This is a genomic window from Streptomyces sp. GL_140 (genome assembly GCF_057834465.1).
This window is the reverse complement of sequence record NZ_CM174404.1, coordinates 6,000,639-6,013,052: the sequence shown is the minus strand read 5'-3', so window position 1 is coordinate 6,013,052 and position 12,414 is coordinate 6,000,639. Positions and strand designations below refer to the sequence as shown.

The following is a 12,414-nucleotide window of genomic DNA, read 5'->3' as shown; positions in this document are numbered from 1 at the left end:
CCGGCCGCGGACCCTGCGTCCTGCGCCGTACGGGGCTGGGAACCAGCCCCGTACGGAGCTCACTTGTGGAGGCGCGGGATGCCCGCGGCGGCGTAGGCCGCGGCTTCGTCCAGGGTTTCGTTCGCCATCAGGGCCTGCGCCAGGTCGTCCAGCTTGCCGCGGTTCTCGCGCAGCAGCCGGCAGGCCTCCACGTAGCACTCGTCCGTGATCCGGCGCATCTCGTGGTCCACCGCGTCGAGGGTGGCGGGGGCCGCGGAGAGGCCGTAGGGGCCCTGTCCGTCCGAGGGGATCGCGGTGAGGCGGCCGATGCGCTCGCTCATGCCCCAGCGGCCGACCATGCCCCGGACGATGTTGGTGACCTGTTCGAGGTCGTTCTCCGCGCCCGTGGTGATGACGTCGTAGACCACGTGCTCGGCCGCCATGCCCCCCAGCGCACCGATGATGCGGCCGCGCAGGTACGGCTCCGTGTACGCGTACCGGTCCGCCTCCGGGGTGGAGAGGGTGACGCCGAGCGCCCGGCCGCGCGGGACGATGGTGATCTTGCGAACCGGGTCCGCTCCCGGCTGGAGCATGCCGAGCAGGGCGTGGCCGCTCTCGTGGTACGCCGTGCGCCGGCGCTCCTCCTCCGGCATGACCAGCGGCCGTTCGGCGCCGAGCTGGACCTTCTCCAGCGCGTCCGAGAGGTCCGACTGGGTGACCTGCTTCTGCTTGCGCTTCACGGCGAGCAGGGCGGCCTCGTTGGCGAGGTTGGCCAGTTCGGCTCCCGTCATGCCCGGAGTCGTACGGGCCACTTGCGCGAGGTCGACGCCGTCGGCGAGCGGGATGTCCCTGGTGTGGATGCGCAGGATGGCTTCCCGGCCGCCCTTGTCCGGCGGGGAGACGACGACGGTGCGGTCGAAGCGGCCCGGCCGGGTCAGCGCCGGGTCCAGGACGTCGGCCCGGTTGGTCGCGGCCAGCACGACCACGCCTTCGGAGCCGGAGAAGCCGTCCATCTCCGTGAGGATCTGGTTCAGGGTCTGTTCGCGCTCGTCGTGGCCGCCCATGGCCGCGCCGCCGCCGCGCACCCGTCCGATGGTGTCGATCTCGTCGATGAAGACGATCGCGGGAGCCACCTTGCGTGCCTCGGAGAAGAGCTCCCGCACCCGGGACGCGCCCACGCCGACGATCATCTCGATGAACTCGGAGGCCGAGGCCGAGAAGAACGGCACCCCGGCCTCTCCCGCGAGTGCTCGCGCCAGCAGGGTCTTGCCGGTGCCGGGCGGTCCGGCGAGCAGCACGCCGCCGGGCATCCGGGCGCCCATCTTGCGGTACTCGTCCGGGTTCTTGAGGAAGTCCACGACGTCGTTGAGCTCGCCCTCGACCTCGTCGATGCCGGCCACGTCCTCGAAGGTCGTGCGCTTGGCGCCCTCCAGCTCGACCGGCTTGGGCGGCGTCTTGCGCCCCAGCCCGCCCATGCCGCCGCCCATCGCCGATCCCATCCGGCGGGCGATGAACACCCACAGGAGGACGAGCAGCAGCATCGGGGCCAGGGAGAGCAGGAGGTTGGCGAGGAAGCTGCGCTGTTCGACGACCGGGGAGGCGGTGACGACCACGTTCTGCTTGGTGAGGTTGGCCCACAGGTCGTCGTCGGCAAAGGCCGGGCGCTGGGAGACGAATTTGGTGTAGTCGCCCTTGTCGCCGTCCGGCTTGGGCTGTTTGGTCTTCAGCTGGCCCTGGATGGCGTCGCCCTTGGAGTAGATCTTCGAGACGTTGCCGTTGGCGACCTGCTTGCTGAACTCGGTGTACGAGATCGTCGACTCGTCGCCCTCGTTGAAGAAGGAGAGCACCAGGTTGGTCAGCAGGTAGACGATCAGGGCGGTGAGGATCAGGCCGCGCCAGCCCCCGGGCATCCTCTTCTTCGGCGGCGGGGCGGGCGGTGCGCCCTCGGAGCGCCAGGGCGTATCGGCCCGGTCGCGGGGCGGTACGGGGGTGGGGCTGGGCACGTGGCCTCCTTCTGCCGTCCTCCCGGCCGACCATAAGCGACAAACCCGCCCATTGCCCCTGCAGAAACGGGAGGGCCCCGTCCACCGGATCCGGTGGACGGGGCCCTCCCGCTGGCGCTCGCGCCGTTACTTCATGAACTTCTTGAACTCGTCCGGGAGGTCGAAGTCCTGGCCGGGCTGCGCGCCGCCGGCCGGAAGGCCGAAGGGGTTGCCGGCTGCCGCGGGCTCGACCGCCTGCGGACCCTGCTCCTTGCGGAGCGCGGCCGCGGCCTCTTCTTCCTTGCGCTTCATCGGGTTGCCGCTCTTGCGCTTGCCCTTGGCCTGCTTGATCTGCTTCTTCTGCCGGCCGGGGCCGCCGCCCATCCCGGGGATGCCCGGCATCCCGGGCATGCCGCCGCCCTGGGCCATGCGGGACATCATCTTGCGGGCCTCGAAGAATCGCTCGACGAGCGACTTCACGGCGCTGACCTCGGTGCCGGAACCCTTGGCGATGCGGGCGCGGCGCGAGCCGTTGATGAGGTGCGGGTCCTGGCGCTCGGCCGGGGTCATCGACTTGATGATCGCGGCGGTGCGGTCCACGTCGCGCTCGTCGATGTTGTTGATCTGGTCCTTGATCTGCCCCATGCCGGGGAGCATGCCGAGGAGCTTGGAGATGGAGCCCATCTTGCGGACCTGCTCCATCTGGGACAGGAAGTCGTCGAGGGTGAACTCCTTCGGCCCCTTCGCCAGCTTCGCCGCCATCTTCTCGGCTTCGTCCTGGCTGAACGTCTTCTCGGCCTGCTCGATGAGGGTGAGCATGTCACCCATGTCGAGGATCCGGCCCGCCATGCGGTCGGGGTGGAAGGCGTCGAACTCGTCGAGCTTCTCGCCGTTCGAGGCGAACATGATCTGCTTGCCGGTGACGTGCGCGATGGAGAGCGCGGCACCACCGCGGGCGTCGCCGTCGAGCTTGGACAGCACCACGCCGTCGAAGCCGACGCCGTCGCGGAAGGCCTCGGCGGTGTTGACCGCGTCCTGGCCGATCATGGCGTCGACGACGAAGAGGATCTCGTCGGGGCTGACGGCGTCGCGGATGTCCGCGGCCTGCTGCATCAGCTCCTGGTCGATGCCGAGGCGGCCGGCGGTGTCGACGACGACCACGTCGTACTGCTTGGTGCGCGCGTACTCGATGGAGTCCTTGGCGACCTGGACCGGGTCGCCGACGCCGTTGCCGGGGGCGGGCGCGTAGACGGCGACGCCGGCCCGCTCCGCGACCACGGAGAGCTGGTTGACCGCGTTGGGGCGCTGGAGGTCGCAGGCGACGAGGAGCGGGGTGTGACCCTGCCCCTTCAGCCACAGGCCGAGCTTTCCGGCGAGGGTGGTCTTACCGGCACCCTGGAGACCGGCGAGCATGATCACGGTGGGCGCGGTCTTGGCGAAGCGCAGCCGCCGGGTCTGGCCGCCGAGGATCGAGACCAGCTCGTCGTTGACGATCTTGAGGACCTGCTGGCCCGGGTTCAGGGCCTTGGAGACCTCTTCGCCGCGGGCTCGCTCCTTGACGTTCGCGATGAAGGAGCGGACGACGGGAAGCGCGACGTCGGCCTCGAGGAGGGCGATACGGATTTCCCGCGCCGCAGCGTCGATGTCCTGCTCGGAGAGGCGGCCTTTGCCCCGGAGGGACTTGAAGGTCGCGCTGAGGCGGTCGGAAAGCGTATCGAACACGGTGGTCGCGATTCCTCGGGTCGGGGGCGGTGTGGTCGTCTCCAGGGTATCGGGCCGCGCCAGCCCCTTGGCCCTGCGGGCGGCTTTCCCCACCCCGCCCCTTCCCGAAACCGGGGGCTCCGCCCCCGGACCCCCGCGCCTCAAACGCCGGCGAGGCTGGATTCAGCCCGTCCGGCGTTTGCCCGCGCAGCGGCTACGCCAAGGCGGCCTGGACCGCCCCGGCCAGGGCTGCCGCGGGCAAGGGCGCGAGGGGCTTGCCGTCCCCGTCGACCACGTACACCGTGTCCACCGCGTTCGCGCCCAGCGTGGAGACGTGCGCGCTGCGTACCCGGACGCCGGAGGATTCCAGGGCGCGCCCGATCCGGTGCAGCAGCCCGACGGCGTCAGGGGCCCGGACCTCCAGGACGGTGGCCAGGGAGGAGACCTCCGGGACCACCGAGACCCGGGGCGGCGGCGGGACCACCCCGCGGCGGCGCGGGTACGCGGCCTCGCGGTCCGCCAGCTTCGCGGGGACGTCCAGCGAGCCGTCCAGCGCCCGCACCAGGTCCGTGCGCAGCCGCGCGGCCTGCGGCAGGGCCCCGTACTCCGCGGCCACCCGCCACCGCAGCACGAGCACCTCGCCCAGCAGGTCCGGGAGCTCCAGGGAGCGCAGGTCCGCCGCCCGGACCGTCAGCCGGTGCAGGGCCAGTACGCCCGCCACCGCCGGGAGGACCCCCGGCTGGTCGGGGACGGCCACGATCAGCTCGACCCCGACCGCGTCCTCCTCCTGCCGGGCGTGCAGGGACAGGACCGGTTCCCCGGTGCGCAGCGCCTCCACCGCGAGGCGTTCCTGTTCGGTCGTGGGGATCTCCGGCTCCCCCTCCGCCGGGGTGGCCCCCCGCAGCACGGCGGCGACCCGTCCGACCAGGTCCGCGACGAGCGAGCCGCGCCAGGCGCTCCAGGCCGCGGGGCCGGTCGCCAGCGCGTCGGCTTCCGTCAGGGCGTGCAGTATTTCCAGCGTGCCCGGGGTTCCGACCGCATCCGCGACCGCCTTCACGGTCGCGGGGTCGTCCAGGTCCCGTCGGGTCGCGGTGTCGATGAGCAGCAGGTGGTGGCGTACGAGGACCCCGAGCACGGCCACGTCCTGGGCGTCGAAGCCCACCCGCAGCGCCACGTCGCGGGCGATGGTCTCGCCCGCTACCGAGTGGTCGCCGGGCCAGCCCTTGCCGATGTCGTGGAGCAGGGCGGCCATGAGGAGGAGGTCGGGGCGGCCGACCCGGCGGGTGAGTTCCGAGGCCCGTACGGCCGTCTCGACCAGGTGCCGGTCGACGGTCCAGGTGTGCACGGGATTGCGCTGCGGCCGGCACCGGACGCGTTCCCAGTCGGGCAGCAGCCGGGTGATGATCCCCTCGGCTTCGAGCGCCTCCCACACGGCGACGGTGGGTTCGCCGGCGCCCAGCAGGGTGAGCAGCTGTTCCCGGGCCTCGGCCGGCCACGGCACCGGCAGCGGCTTGGCCTGCGCCGCGAGCCTTCGTACGGCGTGCAGCGAGACGGGCAGTCCGGCCTGCGCGGCGGCCGCTGCGAATCGCAGGGGCAGGACGGGGTCGCGGTCGGGGCGGGCGGCGAGGGCCAGTACGGCCTCGCCGTCGGATTCCACGACGCCTTCGGCGAGCGGCGCCCGCTCGGGCACGGCGCCCCGGGTGCCGAGCAGCCCGCGGAGCCGGGGCCGCGTGGCCCGAGCGCGCAGCACGCGCCCGACTTCGCGCCAGGTGACGTCGCCGGCGTACGAGACCACCCGCGCGGCCTCGTACACCTCCCTGAGGAGGGCGTCGGCGTCGAGGAGCCCGAGCTGGGCCGCGACGGCGGTCTGTTCCTGGAGGGAGAGCCGGTCGGTGGCCCGCCCGGTCACCAGGTGGAGGGCGTCGCGCGCGTCGAGCAGGCGGCGCCTGGCGTCGGCGAGCCCTTCGCGCGGGGCGTCGGCGAGCCAGGACGCGGCGACGGCCCGCAGGGCGGTGACGTCGCGCAGCCCGCCGCGGGCTTCCTTGAGGTCGGGTTCGAGGAGGAAGCGCAGTTCCCCCGCGCGCTCCGCCCGGTCCCGGCACAGGGAGTGCAGTTCGGGGAGCCGCTTGGCGGCGAGGTTGCGCCAGTCGGCGAGGACCGAGGTGCGCAGGCCCGCGAGGAGCCCGACGTCGCCGGCGACGGGCCGGGCGTCGAGCAGTCCGAGGTGCACCTTGAGGTCTTCGGCGGCGGTCCTGCGGGCTTCGCCGGGGGTGCGGACGGAGTGGTCGAGGGCGAGCCCCAGGTCCCAGACGGGGTACCAGAGCCGGTCGGCCAGTGCGCTGAGCGCGCGGGCGTCGGCCTTGCCGTCGTGGAGCAGGACCAGGTCGAGGTCGCTGCGTGGGGAGAGTTCGGCGCGGCCGTAGCCGCCGACGGCCACGAGGGCCGCGCCCCGTACGCCGGTCTCCCGTACGGCGGTGGCGAACATTGCTTTGAGCCAGTCGTCGGTCAGCGCGGCCAGGGCGGAACGCCGGGAAGGCCCGGACCGCGACTCCTCCTGGAGGAGTCGCAGCCGGGCCGCGGCGTAACCGCTGGGTCCCGAGTCGGCCGTGTGAGCGGACGAGGCGTCGTCCGTGGTCTCTTCGATGCTCGTCACCCAGGAGCTCCCGTCACCTAGAGCGCGTCAGCGCCGCGCTCGCCGGTGCGGACCCGGATGACCGAGTCCACGGGGATGCTCCACACCTTGCCGTCGCCGATCTTGCCGGTCTGGGCGGCGTCGACCACGATCCGCATCACGTCCTCGGCGTCGCCGTCCTCGACGAGCACCTCGATGCGGATCTTGGGCACCAGGTCCACGGTGTACTCGGCGCCGCGGTAGACCTCGGTGTGGCCCCGCTGGCGGCCGTACCCGCTGGCCTCGGAGACCGTGAGTCCCTGGACGCCGAACCGGTGGAGGGCCTCTTTGATCTCGTCCAGCCGGTGCGGCTTCACGATCGCGGTGATGAGCTTCATGCGTCAACCTTCTTGCTCGCGGCGGCAACGGGGACGGGTACGGCGGTGCTCCGCGAAGAGGCGCCGCCGCCGGCTCCGCTGAAGTCGTAGGCGGTCTCGGCGTGTTCGACCTGGTCGATGCCGGAGACCTCGTCGTCCTCGGTGACCCGCATGCCCATCGTCCTGTCGAGGAGGAAGGCGAGGACCGCGGACGCCACGAGAGAGTAGATGAGGACGGAGAAGACTCCCACCGCCTGCTTGCCGAGCTGGGCGAGGCCGCCGCCGTAGAAGAGCCCGGCCGCGTCGGACTGGACCCCGCCGGTGGCGAAGAGGCCGATCAGGAGGGAGCCGATGACACCGCCGACGAGGTGGACGCCGACGACGTCGAGGGAGTCGTCGAAGCCGAACTTGTACTTCAGGCCGACGGCCATGGCGCACACGACACCGGCGATGGCGCCGATGGCGATCGCGCCGAGCGGGGAGCAGGAGCCGCCGGAGGGGGTGATGGCGACGAGGCCCGCGACCGCGCCGGAGGCGGCGCCCAGCGTGGTGAAGGAGCCGTGGCGCAGCTTCTCGTAGCCGAGCCAGGCGAGCATGGCGGCGGCGGTGGCGACCTGGGTGTTGACGAACATGACGGCGCCGACGCCGTCGTCGTTGCCGAGCCAGGATCCGGCGTTGAAGCCGAACCAGCCGAACCACAGGAGGCCGGCGCCGAGCATCACGAGCGGGAGGCTGTGGGGGCGCATCGGGTCCTTCTTGAAGCCGACGCGCTTGCCGATGACCAGGATGACGCCGAGGGCCGCGGCGCCCGCGTTGATGTGGACGGCGGTGCCGCCGGCGAAGTCGATGACGCCGAGCTCGAAGAGCCAGCCGCCGGCGCCCCACACCCAGTGGGCGACGGGGAAGTAGACGATCGTGACCCAGAGGGTGATGAAGAGGGCCCAGGCGCTGAACTTGACGCGGTCGGCCAGCGCACCGCTTATCAGGGCCGGGGTGATGATGGCGAACATCAGCTGGAAGACGGCGAAGACGTACACGGGGATGGTGTAGCCGTCCCACAGTTCGGTGATGCCGATGCCGCTGAGTCCGACGTAGTCGGAGCTCCAGCCGATCACGGACCCGACGTCGGAGCCGAAGGCGAGGCTGAATCCGTAGAGGACCCACAGGATCGTGACGATCCCGAGGCTGATGAAGCTCATCATCAGCATGTTGAGGCTGCTCTTGACGCGGACCATGCCTCCGTAGAAGAAGGCGAGTCCCGGGGTCATCAGCATGACCAGGGCGGAGCAGATGAGCATGAACCCGGTGTTCGCGGCAGAGAGCGTCGGGGCGTCTGCCGCGAGGGTCGTGATGGCTGATGCCATCGGCGTCTCCTCGTCGTCGGTACGTTCGCGTGCGGGCGACCGTGAAAACCTGTGCGGCGCTGGTTCGTGAATCAGGCCTGAGGGCCCGGCCCGGAAGCTGGCCGGTTAATGGCCCTGAGATTCGCGCAGGCCGGTTTCCGGCGGCGCCGCTGGGTGTTTCGCATCGATGACGAAGAGGTCCTGCGTGTTACGCGTCCATGAACGAGTGGTTCATGGACGCCCGGCGCTGAAGCCCGGCCGTGGCGGTGACCCGGGGAACCTGGCTGGGGGAGCCTGTTCGGGCTTCACGGGGTGACTGCCACGGCCGGGGGCCTTGGGGACGGCCGCGGAGGCCGTCAGACGGCCTCCGCGGCTTCGGGGAGCCGGGAGGCGAGGTGGTCGGTGAGGCGCACCACGTCGGCCACGTCGCCGTACTCACGCGCGGCGGTGTCGACGGTCTTGCGCAGCCGGGTGTTGACCCTTTCGGACCGCACCTTTCCCGCCACGTCGAGGGCGCGGCCGACGAGGACGGCGGCCTGCTCGGGCTCGCGCTGGAGCAGGTGCACGGTGGCCATGCCGATGAGGTTGAGGGCGTACGAGCGCTGGTGCTCCTCGTCCTTCTCGAAGAGCTCGACGGCGCGCTCCATGACGGGCTCGGCGAGGGAGGCGTACATGGGGCTGCGGCCGGCCACGTAGGCCAGGTCTCGGTAGGAGTGGGAGTTCTCGCCGTTGAGCTCGGCCTCGGAGAAGAAGCGGATCCAGTCGGGTTCGCTCTCGCCGCCGAAGCCGACGTCGGAGAAGGTGTCCTCGGCCATCCGCACGGCCCGCTTGCAGCGGCTGGGCTGGCCCATGTTGGCGTAGGCGCGGGCCTCCATCGCATACAGCATGGCCTGGGTACGGGGCCCCGCGCAGTCGCGGCTGCCGTACTGCGCGAGGTGGATGAGCTCCAGGGCGTCCTCGGGGCGGCCCAGGTGGATCATCTGGCGGCTCATGCTGGAGAGGATGTACGAGCCCAGCGGCTTGTCCCCGCCCTGCTTGGCGGCGTGCAGCGCGAGGACGAAGTACTTCTGCGCGGTGGGGTGCATGCCGATGTCGTAGCTCATCCAGCCTGCGAGTTCGGCCAGTTCCGCGGCGACCTTGAAGAGTCGCTTCATGACGGGGGCCGGGTGGTGTTCCTGGAGCAGGTCGGTGACCTCGTGGAGCTGGCCGACCACGGCCTTGCGGCGCAGGCCGCCGCCGCACTGGGCGTCCCACTGGCGGAACATCACGGTGGTGGCTTCGAGGAGGTCGAGCTCGGGCTCGGAGAGCCGGGGCGGCCGGTGGCCGCTGAGGGCGCCGCCTGCGGGTCCCGGCGCCCGGAGGCCCGGGTCGGCGGGCGGGACCGGGACGAGCCAGCGCTGCATGGGCTCGATGAGGGCGGGTCCCGCGGAGAGTGCGAGGGAGGTTCCGAGGAAGCCGCGGCGGGCCAGCATCAGGTCGCTGCGGGAGAACTCGCCGAGCAGTTCCACGGTCTGCGGGCCGGCCCAGGGCAGGTCGACCCCGGAGACGGAGGGGGTCTGGTGGGCGGTGCGCAGTCCGAGGTGCTCGATGGCGACGACGGAGCCGAACCGTTCGGAGAACAGCTCGGAGAGGATCCGCGGGACGGGTTCGCGGGGCTGCTCGCCGTCGAGCCAGCGGCGGACCCGGGAGGTGTCGGTGCTGATGTGGTGGGCGCCCATCTGGCGGGCGCGGCGGTTGACCTGACGGGCCAGCTCGCCCTTGGACCAGCCGCTGCGGACGAACCAGGACGTCAGCTGCTCGTTGCGGGCGGTCGCACTCTGCTCCGATTCCTCGGCGCTGGACCCGTCGGACTCCGCACTCGTTCCGCTTGCGCCGTTGCCGCTCACTGGAACGCCCCCATCCCTCAGCCTCTTCACCCACCACGCCCGTCAACGAGCAGCGCCGAGCGGCGGGGAGGACCTTCACAGGTCCTTCACACCTTGCCTCCGGCATACCCGCGTACGAGTCTGCCGTCGCTCTTCGTGCACCGAAAGTAATCCTACGATCACCCCTTCGGCGAGGTCGATCCCGGAAACGCCACCATTCGCCACCCCTTCGAATGAACTCGCCACCCGCCAGGCGCGATTCACTTGACACGAAGGCGAAAACGATCGGATGGACAGGGGTGCGCTCGGGGCGCGCGCGGCGAGGAGTGCGCCGGGCGACCACGGGACGGACCGCCGCGGCCCGGGCACGGTCCGGACTCCGCACCCTGTCCCATTCCGGTCACGCCGACGTCGTAACCACCGGCACGTCCGACCCGTTGGAGGGGGCATGGGCATGGGCTTCACGATCGGCGGCAGCCGCGGCACCAAGGAGTTCCGTTCCGGCGCTCGGCGCCGAGGCCGGACGTCGGAGTGCACGGCGGTGGCGGAGTACACCGGACTGTGGGGCTGGGAGGTGGTCCCGGGCGCACGTGCCGCAGCACCCGCCCGCGACTGCTCCTGCGGTCATACGAGTTGCGGCGCGCCGGGGGCGCATCCGTTGGCCCTCGCGCCAACGGTCCCGGCCGGAGCCACCCTCGACGAGGTCACCGAGACCTGGAGCGAATACCCGGGGGCCGCGGTGCTGCTCCCCGTCGGCCGCGCCTTCGACGTCATCGAGGTGTCCGAGGAAGCCGGGCGGCGGGCGCTGGTCCGCCTGGAGCGGATGGGCCTGCCCCTGGGCCCGGTCACCGCGACCCCGGACGGCCGGGCCCAGTTCTTCGTGGCCCCGGGGGCCGCCGTCGGGCTGCCGCAGCTGCTGTACCGGATGGGCTGGGACGACGCCGGTCTGGATCTGCGCGCGCTGGGCCAGGGCTCCTACGTCACGGCGCCGCCGTCCGACCGCGCGGGACTCGGCCCGATGAGCTGGCTGCGCCCCCCGGCACTGGACTCGGCCGGGGATCCGCCCCAGGCCCGGCTCCTGCTGGGCACCCTCGCCTACCTGTGCCACCGGCTGCGCAAGGCCTGAGCTCTGCGCACCGCCCCGCGCACGGCAGTGCCCCCGGGTCCCGTGGGACCGCGGGGGCACTGGGCCGCGTACGGGCCTGCAAGCCGCTTGAGGCTGTCAGTCGCCGATCAGGGCGTCGACGAAGGCCTCCGGCTCGAAGGGGGCCAGGTCGTCCGCGCCCTCGCCGAGGCCGACGAGCTTGACCGGGACGCCCAGCTCGCGCTGGACGGCGATGACGATGCCGCCCTTGGCGGTGCCGTCGAGCTTGGTCAGCACGATGCCGGTGATGTCCACGACCTCCGCGAAGACGCGGGCCTGGGTCAGGCCGTTCTGCCCGGTGGTGGCGTCCAGGACCAGCAGGATCTCGTCCAGCGGGCCGTGCTTCTCCACGACGCGCTTGACCTTGCCGAGCTCGTCCATCAGGCCGGTCTTGGTGTGCAGACGGCCGGCGGTGTCGATGAGCACCACGTCGGCGCCCTCGGCGATGCCCTCCTTGACCGCGTCGTAGGCGATGGAGGCCGGGTCGCCGCCCTCGGGGCCGCGCACGGTGCGCGCGCCGACCCGGTCGCCCCAGGTCTGGAGCTGGTCGGCGGCGGCGGCACGGAAGGTGTCGGCCGCGCCGAGCACGACGCTGCGCCCGTCGGCGACGAGCACGCGGGCGAGCTTGCCGGTGGTGGTGGTCTTTCCGGTGCCGTTCACGCCGACAACCATGATCACGGCAGGGGTGTCCACGCCGCTCTCGGTCTTCACGGCGCGGTCGAAGTCGGTGCCGAGGAGCGCGACGAGCTCCTCCTTCAGGAGCGCGCGCAGATCGGCGGGGGTGCGGGTGCCGAGCACCTTGACCCGCTCACGGAGCCGGTCCACCAGCTCCTGGGTCGGCGCGACACCGACGTCGGCGATGAGGAGGGTCTCCTCGATCTCCTCCCAGGTGTCCTCGTCGAGGTGCTCGCGGGAGAGCAGCGTGAGCAGCCCCTTGCCGAGCGAGTTCTGCGACCGGGCGAGGCGCGCGCGCAGCCGGACCAGACGGCCGGCGGTGGGCTCGGGCACCTCGATCTCGGGGGCGGCGGGCGCGACGGGAGCCTCGGCCTCCACGACCGGGGCCTCGGCGGCCTCCGTCTCGGGAAGCACCACCTCCTCGATCGTGCGGCGCGGTTCTTCCGCCGTCGGTGCGGCGTCCTCCCCCACCTGCGGTTCGGCGGGCGGGGCAGTGATGGTCGGCGTGCTCGACGGTGCCGTGGGCAGCTGCTTCTTCTTGCGGCTGCTGACCACGAGCCCGCTGATCGCACCGACCGCGACCAGGGCGATGACTACGACAAGGATGAGGATTTCCATAACTCACCCAGTATCGGCCACGCGCGCCCCGGGGCGGGGACCCTGGAGGTTCATACCAGAACGTAAGCCTCTGTTTGTACTTTTTGCGGCAAATCTACGATGATGAGCAATCCCCCACG

The 12,414-nt window shown here is 71.8% G+C and carries 8 protein-coding genes; 1 reads left to right on the top strand and 7 read right to left on the bottom strand.

The features are described from left to right. Positions 1–59 precede the first annotated feature (59 nt). The 6 genes from ftsH to nsdA all read right to left on the bottom strand — a co-directional run bounded on the left by ftsH (position 60) and on the right by nsdA (position 9,879). On the bottom strand, positions 60–1,889 hold the full coding sequence (gene ftsH, locus AC3IYJ_RS27885; protein ID WP_489402957.1) for an ATP-dependent zinc metalloprotease FtsH: 1,830 nt from the start codon (positions 1,887–1,889) through the stop codon (positions 60–62). A gap of 219 nt (positions 1,890–2,108) precedes the next feature. Continuing rightward, positions 2,109–3,683, bottom strand: coding sequence for a signal recognition particle protein (gene ffh, locus AC3IYJ_RS27880; protein WP_489397450.1), 1,575 nt, complete (start codon positions 3,681–3,683; stop codon positions 2,109–2,111). A gap of 193 nt (positions 3,684–3,876) precedes the next feature. Continuing rightward, positions 3,877–6,315 (bottom strand): [protein-PII] uridylyltransferase, encoded by a 2,439-nt coding sequence (locus tag AC3IYJ_RS27875; RefSeq protein ID WP_489397449.1) that lies wholly within the window; start codon positions 6,313–6,315, stop codon positions 3,877–3,879. A gap of 17 nt (positions 6,316–6,332) precedes the next feature. After that, the gene (locus AC3IYJ_RS27870; RefSeq protein ID WP_112451060.1) at positions 6,333–6,671 is read right to left on the bottom strand and encodes a P-II family nitrogen regulator; all 339 of its coding nucleotides are present in this window, start codon (positions 6,669–6,671) and stop codon (positions 6,333–6,335) included. Then, the gene (locus AC3IYJ_RS27865) at positions 6,668–8,014 is read right to left on the bottom strand and encodes an ammonium transporter (RefSeq protein ID WP_489397448.1); all 1,347 of its coding nucleotides are present in this window, start codon (positions 8,012–8,014) and stop codon (positions 6,668–6,670) included. The genes AC3IYJ_RS27870 and AC3IYJ_RS27865 overlap by 4 nt, the downstream gene beginning before the upstream one ends. A gap of 335 nt (positions 8,015–8,349) precedes the next feature. Continuing rightward, positions 8,350–9,879, bottom strand: a complete 1,530-nt coding sequence (nsdA, locus tag AC3IYJ_RS27860) for a transcriptional repressor NsdA (RefSeq protein WP_489397447.1) — start codon at positions 9,877–9,879, stop codon at positions 8,350–8,352. A 433-nt stretch (positions 9,880–10,312) separates the two neighbouring features. Between nsdA and AC3IYJ_RS27855 the strand changes: the two genes are divergently transcribed. Beyond that, the gene (locus AC3IYJ_RS27855) at positions 10,313–10,984 is read left to right on the top strand and encodes a bifunctional DNA primase/polymerase (RefSeq protein WP_489397446.1); all 672 of its coding nucleotides are present in this window, start codon (positions 10,313–10,315) and stop codon (positions 10,982–10,984) included. Positions 10,985–11,080: 96 nt separating this feature from the next. On the opposite strand, the gene ftsY is transcribed toward AC3IYJ_RS27855, so the two are convergent. Beyond that, complete coding sequence (ftsY, locus tag AC3IYJ_RS27850; RefSeq protein ID WP_489397445.1) at positions 11,081–12,295, bottom strand: signal recognition particle-docking protein FtsY; 1,215 nt, start codon at positions 12,293–12,295, stop codon at positions 11,081–11,083. Between the last annotated feature and the right edge of the window lie 119 nt (positions 12,296–12,414).